The organism is Burkholderia sp. AU19243 (assembly GCF_018148075.1).
In the GTDB taxonomy this organism is placed as follows: domain Bacteria; phylum Pseudomonadota; class Gammaproteobacteria; order Burkholderiales; family Burkholderiaceae; genus Burkholderia; species Burkholderia latens_A.
Window position 1 is genome coordinate 510,104 of the sequence record NZ_JAGSTV010000002.1, and the last position, 17,354, is coordinate 527,457.

The following is a 17,354-nucleotide window of genomic DNA, read 5'->3' on the forward strand; positions in this document are numbered from 1 at the left end:
CAGGCTCGCCAGTGCGCGGCAAAGGCCGCGCCGATGAATGCGCCGCCGTTCGCCGATTGGGCGCTGCTGTTCCTGCAACTGCTGTATCGCGCGCAGAGCGCGTTCGCGCGGGCACTGCATGCGGCCGGCTTGACCGGCGACGCCGACGGGCAAGCCGCATGGCCGTGGGCGCACCGGATCGCGCTCGAAACGCTGCGCATCGACGCCGGTCTCACGCGGCAGCTCGCGTTCGCGATCGCGGTGACCGCGCTCGCCGTGGCGCTCGGTTGCGTCGCACTCGTGTCGCGCAAGTGGCGCGTAGCATCGGCAATCGCCGCGCTGGCCGCTGCATGGTTCGCGCCGTGGCCGCCGGCGTCGCTGTGGCTCGCACCGGCCGTTCCCACCAGCTTTCAGCGCAATCCCGAGCCGTTTTCCGTCGCGAACCTGATGCGCGGCGCGCACCTGTATGCGCAGCATTGCGCGGCCTGCCACGGCGCGGACGGCCGCGGCGAAGGACCGCTCGCGGCCACGCTCGCGCATTGGCCGCCGACCTTCGCCGGCACGCTGCTCGCGCGCCGGCTCGACGGCGAACTGTACTGGCGCGTACAGCACGGCACGCGCGACGTACGCGGCGCGTCGACGATGCCCGGCTTTGCCGCGACGCTCGGGCCGGCCGACACGTGGGCCGTGCTCGATTACCTGAAAGCGCTGTCCGCCGGCAGCGGCGCGCGCTCGGAAGGCGCGTGGCCCGTGCCCGTGCCGCTGCCGGCGCTCGACGTGCGCTGCGGCAACGCCGCGCCGCAACCGCTCGGGCACTGGCGCGAAGGCCAGCGCGTGCGCATCGTCGCGCTCGCACCGGGCGGCACGCCGCCGCGGGAGGACCCGCGCTGGCAGACGCTGCTCGTCGCCGCCGACGATGCGGCCGCGCCGCTGCTGACGGGCGGCACACGCGCGGACTGCTTCTCGGCGACGCCCGGCGCATGGCAAGCATTCGCGACGATCGCGGGCGTGCAACCCGAAGCGTTCGGCGGCACGCAATTGCTCGCCGACCGGCGCGGCTGGTTGCGAGCGCGCGCACTGCCGGGCAGCGCGGGCTGGTCGGCCGACGACCTGCTGTGCCGCGCCGATGCCACCGGGCGACCCTCGGCTGCCGCCGCGAACGCCGATCCGCTGACCACGCTGCTGCTGCGCGTGGAGGCCGAACCCGTGCGCGACGTGCAGGCCGGACTGCCGCATTGAATCCTTGAACCGTATCCCCGACCGATCGAACGACACGATGAATCCGACCCGACGCCACTTCCTCGCACAAGCCAGCGCCCTCGCCGCCGTCGCCACCGTCGGCGCCGCGCCGGCCGCGGTGCACGCGCAATCCGGCCCGCGCCCGCTGCTGCGGGCCGGCGACCAGAAAGGCGGGCTGCGCGCGCTGCTCGAAGCCGCCGGCGAGCTGAACGGCCTCGCCTACGACATCGCGTGGACCGAGTTCCCGGCCGCGGCGCCGCTCGCCGAAGCGCTGAATGCGGCGGCCGTCGACTGCGGGCCGATCGGCGATGCGCCGGTGATCTTCGCGCTCGCATCGGGCGCGCGCATCAAGGTGATCGGCGCGAACCGTTCCGACCCGTACGGCACCGCACTGCTCGTGCGGCCCGATGCGACGCTGAAGGATGCCGCCGACCTGAAAGGCAAGCGCATCGGCACCACGCGCGGCTCGATCGGCCATTTCGTCACGCTTAAGGCGCTCGACGCGGCCGGCCTGCCGCCGGACGCCGTGTCGTTCCGGTTCCTGCCGCCAGCCGACACGATGCTTGCGCTTGCAACCGGTTCGATCGACGCATGGGCGACGTGGGAACCCTATACCGCGCTCGCCGAAACGAGCGGCCGCGCGCGCGTGCTCGTCAACGGACGCGGGCTGTGGTCGGGCCTCAGCTACGTGGCGGCGACCGACGCGGCGATTGCGTCGAAGCGCGACGTGCTGCGCGACTTCGTGCAGCGCGTCGTGCGCGCGCAAACGTGGTCGTACCGGCACGTCGATGCGTATTCCGCGGCGCTCGCGCGCATCATCGGCATTCCGCCGGCCGCCGCGAAGCTGCAGTTCGAGCGCCGGCGCACGCGCTGGCAACCGATCGATGCAACCGTGATCGCGGAGCAGCAGCGCACCGCCGATTTCTATCTGAAGGCGGGACTGTTGCGCCAGCCGCTCGACGTGCGCACGACATTCGACCTCGGCTTTCCGCTGGCGTGATGCGCCGGCGCCCCCGCAGCCGCCGCGCGCGATCCCGCACCGGCCGCGCACAACCGCCCAAACGGCTTTCGCACGATCTGGCACAATCGCGATTCGATCATCCCGTCCGTGTCAGCCAGCGTCATGCCAGCCATCTCCGAACTCTTCGTCTACCCGATCAAATCCTGCGCGGGCATCGCACTGCCGCGCGCGCAACTGCTCGAAACGGGCCTCGCATACGACCGCCACTGGCTGATCACGACCCCGGACGGGATGATGATCACGCAGCGCACGCACCCGCGGCTCGCGCTGATCCGCACCGCGCTCGACAGCGACGCATTGGTATTGAACGCGCCGGGCATGCCGGAGATCCGCACGCCGCTCGACGGTGACGCGACGCCCGCCACGCCGAAGATGGCCGCGACCGTGTGGCGCGACACCGTCGACGCGATCGACACGGGCGCCGAGACCGCCGCGTGGCTCACCGAATTCCTCGGCACGCCATTGAAGCTCGCGCGCTTCAGTGCCGACGCGCGCCGCGGCTGCAACCGCAAGTGGACCGGCGACGTCGATACGCACACGCAGTTCGCGGATGGGTATCCGCTGCTCGTGATCGGCCAGGCATCGCTCGACGACCTGAATGCGAGGCTCGTCGCGAAAGGCGCGCCGGCGATTCCGATGAACCGCTTCCGTCCGAACATCGTCGTGTCCGACCTGGACGCGTATGAAGAGGATTTCGTCGAACATCTCGACGCCGAAGGCACGACACGCGTGCGGCTGCGTCTCGTGAAGCTGTGCACGCGCTGCCCGATGCCGACGATCGATCAGGTGACCGGCGCACCGAATCCGGCATGGCCGCACGAGCCGACCGACACGATGCAGACGTATCGCGCGAATCCGAACTATGACAATGCGCTGACGTTCGGCATCAATGCAATCGTCGTCGAAGGTGCGGGCGCGTGGCTCGAAGTCGGACAATCCGTCGAAGCGGAAATCGGCTTCGGCGACTGAGCATGGCGGCGGACGGCGCATCGTTCGCGCCGCCGCTACCGCAACCGTTCAGCGCGGTTTGCGCGCCCGACCGAAGCGGCCGCGCTACTGCACAGCCGCCGGCGCGATCGGCAGCACGACCGTCACGATCAACCCGCCACCGGCCGCATCGGCGAGCGTCACGCTGCCCTGATGCACCCGCGCGATCTCCCGCACGATCGACAGCCCGAGCCCGGTGCCTTCGACCGTCTGCGTCTTGCTGCCGCGATGGAAGCGCTCGAACACCGCATCGCGCTCGCCGGCCGGGACGCCGGGCCCGTTGTCGATCACGTCGAGCCGCGCATGCTCGCCGTCGCGCGACACGCGCACCGTGATCACCGCGCGATCGCCCGAGTAACGAATCGCGTTGTCGATGAGGTTGCCGATCATTTCGCCGAGCAGGTCCGGCTGCCCGAGCACGGTGACGTCGGCCTCGTGCTCGAATCCGAGGTCGATGTCGCGCGCGCGCGCAACCGGCGACCAGTCGAGCGTCACGCTGCGCGCGAGCCGGTGCAGCGCGACCGGTTGATGCGCGACCGCGTGGCCGCTGTCCGAATCGAGCCGCGACAGCGACAGCAGTTGCTGGACGATCTTCGCGGCCTGCCGCACCGCGCCGTTCACGCGCCGCAGATGCACGTTCACGCGCGGCTGCTCGTCGGGCCGCAAAGCCAATTCGACGCCGGCCTGCACGGCCGCGAGCGGCGTCTTCAGTTGATGGGCGGCGTCCGCGAAGAAGCGCCGCCGCGCGACCTGCATACGCTGCGTGCGGCCGATGTACTGGTTGATCGAATCGACGAGCGGCGCGAGTTCGCTCGGCATGCCGCCGGTGTCGAGCGGCGTCGGATCGCCGTCGCTGCGCGCGGCCACCGTGGCGGATAGCCGGTTCAGCGGACGCAGCCCGCGCCCGACGCCGAGCCACACGATGCCGAGCGCGAGCACGACGAGCAGCCCTTCCTGCAGCAGCGAGCCCATCAGGATCTCGCGCGCGAGCGCCTGGCGCGCCTCGATCGTCTCGCCGACCATCACCCACACGATGCGCGTCTGCGCGGTCGGCACGTCGTGCACCGGCACGCGCAGCGCGCCCATGCGCAACCGCTCGCCGCGATAGACGACGTCGTAGTAGCGCGTCGCGAACAGCGCGGCGTCGCCCTCCGGCAGCGGCAGGTCCGGATAGCCGGTGATCGTGCGGCCGTTGTCCTCGCGAATCAGGTAGTAGATCTTGCCGCCGTCGCCCGACTCGAACATTTCGAGCGCGAGATACGGCAGGTCGACTTCGATCTCGCCCTCGTTGAGCCGCACGCCTTCGCGGATCGACTTCAGCGACGACGACAGCGTGCGGTCGAACGCGACATGCGCGGCGCTCATCGCACGCTGGTACGTGAGCCACGAGTCGAGCGCGAGCAGCCCGAGCAACGGCAGCAGCAGCCACAGCGCGACTTGCGTGCGCAGGTTCGGGCGCACGGTCATTCGACCGCCTTCGCTTCGAGCAGATACCCGAGCCCGCGCAGCGTGACGATCGCGACGCCGGTGTTCTCCAGCTTCTTGCGCAATCGGTACACGTAAATCTCGATCGCGTCCGCGTTGACCGACTCATCGAGCCCGAAGATTTTCTCCGACAGCGTTTCCTTGTTGATCGCGCGGCCGTTGCGCAGAATCAGCACCTCGAGCACCGAACGCTCGCGCGGCGTGAGCGGCAGCGGTTCGCCGGCGAGGTGGAAGCTGCGGTCGATACTGTCATACGAAAGCGGCCCGCACTCGACGCGCGTATGTTCGTGGCCGAGGCTGCGCCGGATCAGCGCGCGAGCGCGCGCCTCCAGCTCGGTCAGCTCGAACGGCTTCGCAAGATAATCGTCGGCGCCGAGATCGAGGCCTTTCACGCGATCTTCGACCGAGCCGTGCGCGGTGAGGATCAGCACCGGCACCGGATTGCGGCGCGCACGCAGCCGCCGCAGCACCTCGAGCCCGTCGAGCTTCGGCAGCCCGAGATCGAGAATCACCAGCGCGTAGTCCTGCGTGCGCAGCACGTGATCCGCCGCCTCCCCGTCCGCCATGTGATCGACCGCGAAACGCGCGGCACTCAGCGCGTCGTTCAACGACTGCGCCAGGTTCGGGTTGTCTTCGACGAGCAGCACACGCATGGGGACCTCGGGAAATCCATGACACAAAGGCTGCTATTGTGAACCGAAATGAAAGCAGGCTGAAAGTGCGCCGCAATTACCATCCGCGTCATTCGAACAACACACACGCGTAACTGGAGGAAGACATGCCGTTTTTTGCACCGAAGCAGCTCGCCGTCGCGCTGACGATCGTCCTGGGCACCGCAGCCGGCGGCGCCGCCGCACAGGTTCCGGCCGGATATCCGGGTAACTACCAGGGCGTCGTCGACGCCGCGAAGAAGGAAGGCAAGCTGATCGTCTACTCGACGACCGACACGGGCCTCGTGCGCCCGCTGATCAAGGACTTCGAAAGCCTGTACGGGGTGAAGGTCGAGTACAACGACATGAACAGCACCGAGCTGTACAACCGCTACATCAGCGAAAACGCGGCGAGCAGCACCAGCGCCGACGTGCTGTGGAGCTCGGCGATGGATCTGCAGGTCAAGCTCGTCAACGACGGCCTGATGGCGTCGTACGATTCGCCGGAAAGCGCGAACGTGCCGCAATGGGCGCAATACCAGAAGCAGGCGTACGGCACGACGTTCGAGCCGCTCGCGATCGTCTACAACAAACGCCTGATTCCTGAGAACGAGGTGCCGAAGACGCGCACCGACCTGATCAAGCTGCTCACGTCGCAACCCGACAAGTTCAAGGGCAAGCTGACGACATACGACGTCGAGAAATCCGGCGTCGGCTTCAACGCGCTGACGCAGGACGCGCACCTGAACGAGAAGGTTACGTGGGAACTCGTGAAGGCGATCGGCGCAACCGGTCCGAAGCTGCAGTCGAGCACCGGCGCGATGATGGAGCGCATCTCGTCGGGCGAGAACCTGATCGGCTACAACATCATCGGCTCGTATGCGTACGCGAAGGCGAAGAAGGACAAGTCGATCGGCTATGTCTTCCCGAAGGACTACACGCAGGTCGTGAGCCGCCTGGCCACGATTTCGAAGAAGGCGAAGAACCCGAACGCAGCGAAGCTGTGGGTCGACTACCTGCTGTCCAAACGCGGGCAGACGCTGATCGCAAACCAGGCGAACCTGTACGCGATCCGCACGGACGTGGCCGGCGAAACGTCGGCCGCGAGCCTCACGAAGGAGCTCGGCGATTCGCTGAAGCCGATCCCGATCGGCACCGGCCTGCTCGTCTATCTCGATCAGTCGAAGCGACTCGCGTTTTTGAAGCAATGGCAGCAGGCGATCAAGAGCTGATCCGCTGACCGGCTTCGGCCCGTCCACAGCCAACGGCCGCCCGCTGCACGCCGCACGCCGCGCGGGCGGCCCCCCTTCCCCTTACCGACTTCCTTGAGGCGGCCATCCGGATGGCCGCAGGGGCGAACTCATGCTTTCAACCAGCACACGCGGAGCGGCGCCGGCCGTTCCGCCCACCACCGGCCAACGCGGCGCGATTCCCGCGCTGCCGGTCAGCAACCTGCAGCCGCTTGCCGGCATGCTGCGCTGGATCGTCGTCGCGGTGCTCACCGTCGCGGTCGCGCTGCCGCTCGGTTTCATCCTGTTCCAGAGCCTGCTGTCCGCGCCGTTCTTCGACGCGAACAAGACGCTCGGCATCGAAGGCTTCCGCTTCATCTTCGCCGATCCGGACTTCTGGTCCGCCGTGAAGAACTCGTTCATCATCGCCGGCGGGATGCTGTTCATCTCGATTCCGCTCGGCGGCGTCCTCGCGTTCCTGATGGTGCGCACCGACCTGCCCGGCCGCCGCTGGCTCGAGCCGCTGCTGCTCACGCCCGTGTTCGTGTCGCCGATGGTGCTCGCGTTCGGCTACGTGGTCGCGGCCGGACCGGTCGGCTTCTACTCCGTATGGTTCAAGGAACTGTTCGGGGTGCAGAACGTGCCGTGGAACGTCTACTCGATCTTCGCGATCACGCTGATCGTCGGCCTCACGCACGTGCCGCACGTGTATCTGTATTCGTCGGCCGCGCTTCGCAACCTCGGCTCGGACGTCGAGGAAGCCGCTCGCGTGACGGGCGCCCGCCCGTTCCGCGTCGCGCTCGACGTGAGCCTGCCGATGACGATGCCCGCACTGCTGTTCGCCGGCGTGCTCGTGTTCTTCCTCGGCTTCGAGGTGTTCGGGCTGCCGCTCGTGCTCGGCGATCCGGAAGGCCATCTCGTGCTCGCGACGTACCTGTACAAGCTGACCAACAAGCTCGGCGTGCCGTCGTACCACCTGATGGCCGCGGTCGCCGTGTGCATCGTCGCGATCACGTTCCCGCTCGTGCTGCTGCAACGCCGGTTGCTGAAAACCGCGAACCGCTTCGTCACCGTGAAGGGCAAGGCCGGCCGCGCGACGGTGCTGCCGCTCGGCGTGTGGCGCTGGGTCGCGCTCGCGATCGTCTCGCTGTGGCTGGTGCTGACCGTGATCGTGCCGATCTCCGGCATCGTGCTGCGCGCGTTCGTGACGAACTGGGGCGAAGGCGTGCCGCTCGCCGAAGTGCTCACGCTCGCGAACTTCGTCGAGCTGTTCGAACAGGACAACCTCGTGCGGGCGATCGTGAACACGCTCGGAATCGGCGTAATCGGCGGCGCGGTCGCGATCGGCTTCTACTCGCTCGTCGCATTCGCCGGCCACCGCCGCCACGACTGGGCGACGAAACTGCTCGACTACCTCGTGCTGCTGCCGCGCGCGGTGCCGGGCCTGCTCGCCGGTCTCGCGTTCCTGTGGATCTTCCTGTTCGTGCCGGGCCTGCGCGAGCTGAAGAACTCGATGTGGAGCATCTGGATCGCGTACACGGTCGTGTGGCTCGCGTACGGGATGCGGCTCATCCAGAGCGCGCTGCTGCAGGTCGGCCCCGAACTGGAGGAAGCCGGCCGCAGCGTCGGCGCCACGCGCAGCCGCGTGTCGCTCGACGTGACGCTGCCGCTCGTGCGCTTCGGCCTGCTCGCCGCTTGGCTCCTGATCTTCATGATCTTCGAGCGCGAATACTCGACCGCCGTCTACCTGCTGTCGCCCGGCACCGAAGTGATCGGCGCGCTGCTCGTGTCGCTGTGGGCGACCGGTGCCGTCGACCAGGTCGCCGCGCTCTCTGTCATCAACATCGCGATGGTCGGCGCCGGTCTCGGCGTGGCCCTGCGCTTCGGAGTGAAACTTCATGGATAAGCTCATCGTCGACGATCTGCACCTCAGCTATGGCGCAAACCCGATCCTCAAGGGCGTGTCGTTCGAACTGAAGGCTGGCGAAGTCGTGTGCCTGCTCGGTGCGTCCGGCAGCGGCAAGACCACGCTGCTGCGCGCGGTAGCCGGCCTCGAACAGCCGTCCGACGGACGCATCCAGCTCGACGACCGCGTGTTCTTCGACGGCGCGCAACGCATCGACCTGCCCGTCGAACAGCGCTCGCTCGGCCTCGTGTTCCAGTCGTACGCGCTGTGGCCGCACCGCACCGTCGCCGACAACGTCGGCTACGGCCTCAAGCTGCGCCGCGTCGCGCCTGCCGAGCAAAAGCGCCGCGTGCAGACCGCGCTCGACCAGCTCGGCCTCGGCCATCTTGCCGAACGCTTTCCGCACCAGCTGTCCGGCGGTCAGCAGCAGCGCGTCGCAATCGCGCGTGCGCTCGTCTACAACCCGCCGGTGATCCTGCTCGACGAGCCGCTGTCGAACCTCGATGCGAAACTGCGCGAGGAAGCGCGCGCATGGCTGCGCGAGCTGATCGTGTCGCTCGGGCTGTCCGCGCTGTGCGTCACGCACGATCAGACCGAAGCGATGGCGATGTCCGACCGCATCCTGCTGCTGCGCAACGGCCGCATCGAGCAGGAAGGCACGCCGGCCGAGCTTTACGGCGCACCGCGCTCGCTGTATACGGCCGAGTTCATGGGCAGCAACAACCGCATCGACGCGCGCGTGGCCGCAGTCGACGGCGAACGCGTGACGCTCGCCGGCGACGGCTGGGAATTGCAGGCGCTCGCGCGCGACGCGTTCGCGCCCGGCCAGGACGCGCAGGCAGTGATCCGTCTCGAGCGCGTGCAGGTGGCCGACGGCCCGGGCGCGAACCGTCTGCAGGCCGACCTCGTCACGTCGATGTATCTCGGCGACCGCTGGGAATACCTGTTTCATTGCGGCGAGATGCGTCTGCGCGCGTTCGGCCATGTGCCGCGCGCCGCCGGCAAGCACTGGATCGAATTCCCCGCCAACGACTGCTGGGCGTTCGCGAAAGCGGGCTGACCCGGGCGCGGCGGCTTGCGGGCCGCCGCGCATGCATTCACGCGCGCACCCCGTTTCCACCGGAATCCGGCGGACGCTGACCGGCGTCCGCCGCGGGCTGCTGCGCGCCGCGTATCCGCTTCACCAACCCACAACAACCCAGGAGACACCGTCAATGAAATCACGCGCAGAACGTTCCCGTCGTACTGCCGTCCTGACCGGATCGGCCGTCGCCGTCGGCCTCGCGGCCGGCGCCGCGCACGCGCAGTCGTCGGTCACGATGTACGGGATCATGGATGCCGGTATCGAGTACACGAATCATGCTGCGCCCGAGGGCGGCAGTTCCGTCAAGCTGAAGTCCGGCAACAAGAATACGTCGCGCTGGGGCCTGCGCGGCGTCGAGGACCTCGGTGGCGGACTGAAGGCCGTGTTCCGCCTCGAAAGCGGGATCGATCTCGCGAACGGCGCGTTCGACGACGGCCCCGACTCGATCTTTGCGCGGCGCGCGACGGTCGGACTGAAAGGCAAATGGGGCGAGCTGACGCTCGGCCGCAACTACACCGTCACGTACGACTACATGCTGCCGTTCGACCCGATGGGCTACGCGCAGAACTACTCGTGGGCGACGTCGTCGATGGCGACGGGCGGCCGCAAGGACGGCCTCTTTACACGTTCGTCGAACGCGGTGCGCTACGACGGCGAATTCAGCGGCGTGAAGTTCGGCGCGCTTTACGGCTTCGGCAACGTGCCGGGCAGCGTCAAGACCAGCTCGAAGTACGACTTCGCGCTTGGTTACGAGACCGGCCCGTTCGCCGCCGTCGTCACGTTCGACCGGCAGAACGGCGCGGCCGACAGCGTGACGCCGGCCGATACCGTGAACTACATCCAGGGCATTCACGCGGGCCTGAGCTACGACTTCGGCAAGCTGAAGGCGATGGCGGGCTATCGGAACTATCGGCGCACGTATCACACGAGCGCGTCGAACCAGTTGAGCGACATGTACTGGCTCGGCGGGTCGTACCAGTTCACGCCGGCGTTCTCGCTGATCGCGGCCGTCTATCACCAGAACATCAAGGGCGGCAGCGATGCCGATCCGACACTGGTGTCGATGCGCGCGAATTACGCGCTGTCGAAGCGCACGGTGCTGTATGCGGCCGGCGCGTTCGCGATCGCGAAACACGACCAGAAGGTGGGCGTGTCGCGCGATTTCGCGGGGTACGGCACGACGCAGGTCGGCGTGACGGCAGGGATTCAGCAGCGGTTCTGAGTTCTGTCTTGACGGTGCAGGCGGCGGCACGCGGCGCTGCCCGCCCCGCCTCCGTGCGATAAGGGCACGGGCCGCGTTTTCCCCGGTAGCGCATCACATCGGGAACTCCCACCGGCCGATGATTGCCGGTCTTGGGATGCGGCAGGCCGCGCATGCAAGTCGCGCAACTTGATCGGCTGTGGACGGGACACATTGAGCCGGTCCGCTGCTTCCTGCGCGGTCAGTTACGCATGAATGGACGCCGCCTTGATCGCGTTGCATTCGGCGCCCTGTGCGAGGATGTCGACCAGCAGCCGCAGCGCAGAATTCGGAAGCTCGACGTGATGCTCGCGATTGTCGTCGTCGCGATCCGGATTGCGGGGCCGCCCGCTGCGCGAACACGTGAAACGCACGATCGCGACACGTCCCGACACCCGTCTGGCCGGTGCCGGTGTTGCACACCAGCCGCGGTTCACCCGGTCTGCATCACGAACACCGTTCGCACCCGGCTATCGGCATCGCCCCAATATTCCCCGACCGCCGACAGCGGCACGGCACGCGTGTCCACCGAGAGGCCCGCAGGCGCGGCGGCGTCGAACACGCCGCGCATCGCCGCCAGCAAGCGCGGCAGCGGCACGCTGCCGAGGCCGCTACCCATCAATTCGATCGCCGTCGCGCGCAGCACGGCCCCCGGCAGCAGCACCTCCGCGCCGCCGATCGACCCGATCTGCACGAAGCGCAGCCGCCGCCCTTCGGGGGTAGCCTTTGCCGCCGCGACAAGCAATGCCCGTGCGCTGTCGCCCCAAAGGTAGTCGAGCACGACGTCCACGCCAGCCCGGAAATGCGGATCCAGCGCGCGGGCAAGCTGCGCATCGTCCTGCTGCAGCGGCACGACCGCGTCGGCGCCGGCGCTCAGCAACGCATCCAGCGCAGCCGTATTGCGGCCCGTCGCGATCACTTTCGCGGCCCCGAGATGCTTCGCGATTCGCACGGCCAGCCGGCCGGACGTACCCGTCGCGCCGTTGACCAGCACCGTTTCTCCCGGCGCAAAGCCCGCGCGTTCAACCAATGCCGCCCAAGACGACATTCCCGGAATCGCGATCGCCGCCGCGAGCACGTCGTCGAGGTCATCGGGCAACGGCACGCATTGCGTATCGGGCACGATCGTGCGTTCCGCCATCGCGCCGAACGGTGCGGAGGCGCCGAAGAAGTACACGCGCTTGCCATCGTCGCCGCGCCCCACGCCATCGACGCCGACGACGAACGGATAGCTGCCGACGGACGAATAATGCGTGCCGGCCGCGCGCCCCTGCGCGAGCCGGCTCAGCGCGGATGCCGTCACGTCGATCAGACGATGGCCCGGCAACGCACACGGCGCATCGAAGTCCGTATGAACCGGACGCTGTCCGGCACGCTCCACGACTGCTGCTTGCATGTCGATTCCTTGCAGTTTGAAGTCTGGTTTCGCAACGTACCCGGCGAGCGCGCTCAATGCGCGTCGAGCCATGCACGCAGCGCCGCGTCGCGCACTTCGAGCACGTCGAACAATCCGAGCGCCCGCAGCGCCGGCAACGCGTCGATCAGGTCGGCTTCGGCCGTCGCGCGCTCGGCCGCCGACGCGCCGGGATCGGCGAGCACACGTGCGTTGGCGATGAACGCGCCCACCGTGCCCTTGCGGATCGTCGTTCCGCCGATATCGACTCGGTCGGCATTGTCGGGAAGCATCTGATCGGCTCGCATTGCATCGCACTCCGGTTGTCATCGACCGACGCAGTGTACGCGTGCAATGTCGGCCTATCTCCGGTATAACAGCCATTCAATACTGCAATCCGGCCATGTCCGATCCACTCCTGCCCATCCGATTCGTGACATCCGACGACGGCCCGTGCGTTGTCGCCGCCGTCCTGTCGCAACGCGATCCGCGCGTGACGCCACCGCACGCGCATGCGCGCGGTCAACTCATCGGTGCGTCGAGCGGATTGCTGACGATCGGCCTCGACGATCAGGACTGGGTTGTGCCAGCGACTGATGCGATCTGGATTCCGCCGCATTGCCGGCATTCGCTGCGCTCGTTCGGGCCGATTTCCGGATGGTCGGCGTTCGTCGCCGAAGCGCGCTGTGCGACGTTGCCCGACACGCCGCGCGCGATCCGCGCGTCGCCGTTGCTGCGCGAAGCCGTGCTGCGCGCGGCAAGCTGGGACGCCTCGGCGCTCGACGCGGCGCAGACCAGAATCGCCGACGTGATTCTCGACGAGATCGCGTCGTCCGAAGTGCGATCGCTGACGCTTGCGCGGCCGCGCGACGCGCGGCTCGTGCGCATTACCGATGCGCTCGCAACGAACCTCGCCGACAATCGGCGGCTGGAGGAATGGGCCGAATGGGCCGGCATCAGCGCGCGCACGCTGAGCCGCCGCTTCGTCGCCGAAACCGGGTTGACGTTCGCGCAGTGGCGTCAGCAGGCGCGGCTGATGCGCGCGCTCGAAAAAATCGCCGATGGCGTGCCGGTAACGGCGATCGCGCTCGACCTTGGCTACGACAACGTCAGCGCGTTCATCGACATGTTCCGGCGCGCGCTCGGCACGACGCCGGGGCGGTATCGCGATGCGGCGCCGTCCGCCGACGCGTAGTGCGGCGCAGGCAACGCCGGTCGCAAGACGGCACGCGCAATAAGCGTCGTTGCGCTGGTTCGTGCGATCGCGGCCACCGTCCTTGGAACCGCCCGCTTAGCTGCCGTGAAACAACGACGCGACGAGCTCAATAACGCTGCTTAGGTAGCTCCAACGTGTTCAGATGGCCGGCATCCAGCGCTTGTCGGCACGTAATCGAGACGCCATTCGCGACAACTCGATTATCTGAATTGCGAAACCCGACATAAACCGGGATGGTGTTCCCGTTGGACAGACGCCGCTTGTAGTCGAAGCAGACACCGCGGCCGTTCATGGTGTCGATCGTATCGATCGGCTCGCCCCATTCGGCAATAACCTGCTGCTTGGTCATTCCCACACTCATCAGGTCAGCGATTTTTTGATCTCGCAACACGCTCAGGGAATCAAAACCGCAACCGGTCAATACAGCACCGACCACAACAACCGATACGATGAACCTCGCCATATACGCCACCCAAAAATTAAACCAGCCAATAAAAAACGAGTTCGACGGACATCCTGATGCGACCTTGAGTTAATAGATTAATCGACAGCATGAAGCCGCAAAATCCACCAAATTTATACCGACAAGCGCATGCACGCCTACATCAGGATGAAATTGATAATCACATACAATTTCAGCCGATGCAACACGAAAGCGCATAACCCGTAATTAATTATAAAATCTAGTTTTTATCTATAGGACGAGATCGAATTTAAATATCAAAAACGCATACTTCGTCCGAAATTAGCGGGTATTTTTAATACGGCGACTTAACGCAATATGAATATTTTTATTGAGACTGGTTGCGGCGCAAGTGTCGCCATAGCATTGGCACTCGTCCGATCGCGCTGTGGCTCGTAATACGTCGGGGCCGAACACGCATGCAGCGATGCCGGCTTGTCCGGCAGGACGAAACCCATTCGGGCGACGCGGCGCGATCGGGTGCGTGCGGAAAACGTCAGTCCATCCGTCGCTGGCCACCGCACGCTCGCTTCGTTCAATACGCGCCGTCGCCCTTCCTCGCCGCGCCTGCGGCCCGGCCTTTGAACTGTGCGGCTAACCGCTCGGCGCTCCTCGCCAGCAACGTCGTATCGACGCCAACCGCGACGAATACCGCACCCGCGTCCAGATAACGCCGCGCGGCCGCCTCGTCCGCGCTGAGGATGCCGGGCGCCTTACCGGCCGCGTCGATCGCGCGGATCGCACTGTCGATCGCGTGCTGCACGTCCGGATGCGCGGGGTTGCCGAGATGTCCGAGATCGGCGGCCAGATCGGCCGGCCCGATGAACACGCCGTCGACGCCTTCCACGTCGGCAATCGCGTCGATCGCGTCGAGGCCCGCGCGCGTCTCGACCTGCACGAGCACGGCCATTTCGTCGTTCGCGCGATGCAGGTAATCGTCGACCCGATTCCATCGCGACGCACGCGCGAGCGCGCTGCCGACGCCGCGAATCCCGTGCGGCGGATAACGGGTCGCGGCCACCGCCGCGCGCGCTTCGTCGGCGCTTTGCACCATCGGCACGAGCAGCGTCTGCGCGCCGAGATCGAGCACCTGCTTGACGATCACCGGATCGTTCCAGGGCACGCGCACGACCGGATGCGACGGATACGGCGCGATCGCCTGCAACTGCGCGAGAATCGTCGGCACCGTGTTCGGCGCATGTTCGCCGTCGATCAGCAGCCAGTCGAAGCCGGCGCCGGCGACGACTTCGGCACTGTACGGATTCGCCAGCCCCAGCCACAGCCCGACCTGCACATCGCCGCGCGCGAGCGCAGCCTTGAAGCCATTCGACGGAATCTGCATCGTCCGCTTGCCTCACTCGAAATAACACTGAATCGTGCCGAGCGGGCCGTAGTCGACACTGAACGTGTCGCCCGGCCGCGCCGCGCACGGCCGCGTAAACGACCCGCCGAGCACGATCTGCCCCGGCTCCAGTGCGACGTCGAAGCGCGACAGCCGGTTGGCGAGCCACGCGACCCCGTTGGCCGGATGATTGAGCACGCCCGCAGCGACGCCCGTCTCCTCGACCACGCCGTTGCGCGACATGATCGCCGCGACCCAGCGCAAGTCGACGTCCTGCGGCCGCACCGGGCGCCCGCCGATCACGACGCCCGCGTTCGCTGCATTGTCGGCGATCGTGTCGAACACCTTGCGCGGCCGGTTCGTGTCCGGGTCGATCGACTGGCTGCGCGCATCGATGATCTCGAGCGCCGGCACCACGTAGTCGACCGCGTCGTACACGTCGAAGATCGTGCAGTTCGGGCCGCTGAGCCGCCTGCCGAGCACGAACGCGAGTTCGACCTCGACGCGCGGCACGATGAAGCGTGCGGTGGGTATCGTGCCGCCATCGTCGAAGAACATGTCGTCGAGCAGCGCGCCGAAATCGGGCTCGTCGATCTGCGACGTATTCTGCATCGCCTTCGACGTGAGGCCGATCTTGTGCCCCTTCAGCGTGCGGCCTTCGGCGAGCTTCAGCGCGACCCACGCGCGCTGGATCGCATAGGCGTCGTCGATCGTGATGTCGGGATGGTCGAGCGAGATCTGGCGGATCTGCTTGCGTGCACGCTCGGCGTCGTGCAGGCGTCGTGCGAGCTGGTCGATGAGGGCGGATTCGAGCATGATCGGGTCGGGGACGGGTTCAGCCGGCACGCTTGTAACGGGCGTGAATGTTGTTGCGCTTGTAAGAGCCGCTTTCGCTGAACTCGGTCAGCTCCATCGACAGCGCGAGATAGCGCCTCGCATACAACGCCGAGAAATGCGCAGTGATCGCATCGAACAGCGCGTCGCACGCGGCTTTCTTCGTTTCGTCGCTGCGGCCCGCGCCGATTTTCAGCGTCACGTGGACGAATGCGTCGTCCTCCGAGCCGTCGGCGACGCAGTAATCCTGCAGCTCGATCGCGCGCGAACGGATGCCGCCCGTCGGAAACACGCCGCCCTGCGCGATCAGCGTTGCGTTGATCGTGCGCAGCAGCACGGGAATGCGCGCGTCGTCGCGGATGTTCGCGGTGTATTCGACGACGATGTGTGGCATGACAATGCTCCGGATAGGTGATGCGACGCTCACGCGAGCGGGAAGATCGCGTTGATCTGCCCGGTGCCCGAGCTCGCGAAATAATCGGTGACGATCTCGACCGGCTTGTCGTAGCGATCCCAGCCCAGCAGGCCCAGCAGCATCGCGGTGTCGTGCATGCCGCCTTCGCCATGACAATGCGTGTTGTACTCGGGCAGCATCGCGCAAAACGTCTTGAAATCGCCCTGCTTCCACAGCTCCACCACGCGCAGATCGACCTGCCGGTAGAATTCGCGGCTGATCGCGTGGATCGATTCTTCGGGGCTGCCGTTGTCGTTGAAGCGGTGCGACAGCGAACCGCTCGCGAGGAACGCGACGTTCGACTCGCTCTTTTCGATCGCGTCGAGCAACGCCTCGCCGAAGCGTCGGCTCTCGTCGAGCTGATGCCACATGCACCAGCCGGCAATCGACACGACCTTGAAGTGCTGATCGGCGTTCATGTAACGCATCGGCACGAGCGTGCCGTATTCGAGTTCGAGGCTGTCGATCTCGTGCGCGCGCGTCGCGATGCCGCGCTCGGTCGCCGTCTCGGCGATCAGGCGGCCGAGTGCCGGATTGCCCGGATACGCGTACTCCATGTCGCGGATGAAATGCGGCAGCTCGTTGCTCGTGTACTTGCCCGAAAACCGCGCGTTGCAGTTCACGTGATAGCCGGCGTTGACCAGCCAGTGCACGTCCGACACGACGATCGTGTCGACGCCGAGCGCGCGGCAGCGCTCGCCGATCAGCCGGTGGCCGCGGATCGCCGCTTCGCGGCAACCGTGATGCCTGCCGGGCAGCTCCGACAGGTACATCGACGGCACGTGCGTGATCTTCGCGGCGAGGGACAGTTTGCCCATCGTGTGTCTCCGTA

General features: G+C 66.9%; 18 protein-coding genes. 8 read left to right on the plus strand and 10 right to left on the minus strand.

Annotated elements, in window-relative coordinates; genetic code table 11:
• The first annotated feature begins 33 nt into the window (after window positions 1-33).
• The 3 genes from KDW55_RS05695 (at window position 34) to KDW55_RS05705 (ending at window position 3,208) form a co-directional block, all read left to right on the plus strand.
• Window positions 34-1,218, plus strand: coding sequence for a cytochrome c (locus tag KDW55_RS05695; RefSeq protein ID WP_212160010.1), 1,185 nt, complete (start codon window positions 34-36; stop codon window positions 1,216-1,218).
• A 37-nt stretch (window positions 1,219-1,255) separates the two neighbouring features.
• Complete coding sequence (locus KDW55_RS05700; protein WP_059546775.1) at window positions 1,256-2,218, plus strand: ABC transporter substrate-binding protein; 963 nt, start codon at window positions 1,256-1,258, stop codon at window positions 2,216-2,218.
• Window positions 2,219-2,341: 123 nt separating this feature from the next.
• Window positions 2,342-3,208 carry an MOSC N-terminal beta barrel domain-containing protein gene (locus tag KDW55_RS05705; protein WP_040139695.1) on the plus strand — a complete coding sequence of 289 codons (867 nt, stop codon included), beginning with the start codon at window positions 2,342-2,344 and terminating at the stop codon, window positions 3,206-3,208.
• Window positions 3,209-3,292: 84 nt separating this feature from the next.
• On the opposite strand, the gene KDW55_RS05710 is transcribed toward KDW55_RS05705, so the two are convergent.
• Together KDW55_RS05710 and KDW55_RS05715 are read right to left on the minus strand one after the other, a co-directional pair.
• A complete protein-coding gene (locus tag KDW55_RS05710; RefSeq protein WP_059546773.1) occupies window positions 3,293-4,693 on the minus strand; it encodes a sensor histidine kinase in 1,401 nt (466 codons plus the stop codon).
• Complete coding sequence (locus KDW55_RS05715) at window positions 4,690-5,364, minus strand: response regulator (protein ID WP_040139693.1); 675 nt, start codon at window positions 5,362-5,364, stop codon at window positions 4,690-4,692. Before KDW55_RS05715 ends, KDW55_RS05710 begins: the two co-directional genes overlap by 4 nt.
• Window positions 5,365-5,489: 125 nt before the next feature.
• Here KDW55_RS05715 and KDW55_RS05720 point away from each other — a divergent pair, with 125 nt between their 5' ends.
• From KDW55_RS05720 to KDW55_RS05735, 4 genes are all read left to right on the plus strand, one after another.
• Window positions 5,490-6,593: an ABC transporter substrate-binding protein gene (locus KDW55_RS05720; protein ID WP_059546772.1), complete on the plus strand. Its 1,104-nt coding sequence runs from the start codon at window positions 5,490-5,492 to the stop codon at window positions 6,591-6,593.
• Window positions 6,594-6,723: 130 nt separating this feature from the next.
• Entirely contained in the window at window positions 6,724-8,496 is a 1,773-nt protein-coding gene (locus KDW55_RS05725) for an iron ABC transporter permease (protein ID WP_059546770.1), read from the plus strand.
• Window positions 8,489-9,556: an ABC transporter ATP-binding protein gene (locus KDW55_RS05730; protein WP_040139690.1), complete on the plus strand. Its 1,068-nt coding sequence runs from the start codon at window positions 8,489-8,491 to the stop codon at window positions 9,554-9,556. The genes KDW55_RS05725 and KDW55_RS05730 overlap by 8 nt, the downstream gene beginning before the upstream one ends.
• 154 nt (window positions 9,557-9,710) lie before the next feature.
• Window positions 9,711-10,802, plus strand: a complete 1,092-nt coding sequence (locus tag KDW55_RS05735; RefSeq protein ID WP_059546767.1) for a porin — start codon at window positions 9,711-9,713, stop codon at window positions 10,800-10,802.
• 224 nt (window positions 10,803-11,026) lie between these two features.
• Here KDW55_RS05735 and KDW55_RS05740 read toward each other — a convergent pair whose 3' ends face one another.
• Genes KDW55_RS05740 through KDW55_RS05750 form a run of 3 tightly spaced genes read right to left on the minus strand, consistent with a single transcriptional unit; the run spans window position 11,027 to window position 12,521 of the window.
• Window positions 11,027-11,194 carry a hypothetical protein gene (locus KDW55_RS05740; protein WP_212197889.1) on the minus strand — a complete coding sequence of 56 codons (168 nt, stop codon included), beginning with the start codon at window positions 11,192-11,194 and terminating at the stop codon, window positions 11,027-11,029.
• 59 nt (window positions 11,195-11,253) lie between these two features.
• Window positions 11,254-12,216: a zinc-binding alcohol dehydrogenase family protein gene (locus KDW55_RS05745; protein WP_212160009.1), complete on the minus strand. Its 963-nt coding sequence runs from the start codon at window positions 12,214-12,216 to the stop codon at window positions 11,254-11,256.
• A 53-nt stretch (window positions 12,217-12,269) separates the two neighbouring features.
• Window positions 12,270-12,521 carry a hypothetical protein gene (locus KDW55_RS05750; protein WP_040139687.1) on the minus strand — a complete coding sequence of 84 codons (252 nt, stop codon included), beginning with the start codon at window positions 12,519-12,521 and terminating at the stop codon, window positions 12,270-12,272.
• Between the two features lie 95 nt (window positions 12,522-12,616).
• Here KDW55_RS05750 and KDW55_RS05755 point away from each other — a divergent pair, with 95 nt between their 5' ends.
• Window positions 12,617-13,408 carry a helix-turn-helix transcriptional regulator gene (locus KDW55_RS05755; RefSeq protein ID WP_069242900.1) on the plus strand — a complete coding sequence of 264 codons (792 nt, stop codon included), beginning with the start codon at window positions 12,617-12,619 and terminating at the stop codon, window positions 13,406-13,408.
• 127 nt (window positions 13,409-13,535) lie between these two features.
• Here the strand turns inward: KDW55_RS05755 and KDW55_RS05760 are convergent, their stop codons facing one another.
• The 5 genes from KDW55_RS05760 to hpaD all read right to left on the minus strand — a co-directional run bounded on the left by KDW55_RS05760 (window position 13,536) and on the right by hpaD (window position 17,340).
• Window positions 13,536-13,892 carry a hypothetical protein gene (locus tag KDW55_RS05760; protein ID WP_059546761.1) on the minus strand — a complete coding sequence of 119 codons (357 nt, stop codon included), beginning with the start codon at window positions 13,890-13,892 and terminating at the stop codon, window positions 13,536-13,538.
• A 535-nt stretch (window positions 13,893-14,427) separates the two neighbouring features.
• Window positions 14,428-15,234 (minus strand): 4-hydroxy-2-oxoheptanedioate aldolase, encoded by an 807-nt coding sequence (gene hpaI, locus KDW55_RS05765; protein ID WP_212160008.1) that lies wholly within the window; start codon window positions 15,232-15,234, stop codon window positions 14,428-14,430.
• 12 nt (window positions 15,235-15,246) lie between these two features.
• Complete coding sequence (gene hpaH / locus KDW55_RS05770) at window positions 15,247-16,050, minus strand: 2-oxo-hept-4-ene-1,7-dioate hydratase (RefSeq protein ID WP_212148252.1); 804 nt, start codon at window positions 16,048-16,050, stop codon at window positions 15,247-15,249.
• A gap of 19 nt (window positions 16,051-16,069) precedes the next feature.
• Complete coding sequence (locus KDW55_RS05775; RefSeq protein ID WP_040139682.1) at window positions 16,070-16,462, minus strand: 5-carboxymethyl-2-hydroxymuconate Delta-isomerase; 393 nt, start codon at window positions 16,460-16,462, stop codon at window positions 16,070-16,072.
• Between the two features lie 29 nt (window positions 16,463-16,491).
• Window positions 16,492-17,340 (minus strand): 3,4-dihydroxyphenylacetate 2,3-dioxygenase, encoded by an 849-nt coding sequence (gene hpaD / locus KDW55_RS05780; protein WP_059546758.1) that lies wholly within the window; start codon window positions 17,338-17,340, stop codon window positions 16,492-16,494.
• Window positions 17,341-17,354: the final 14 nt, after the last annotated feature.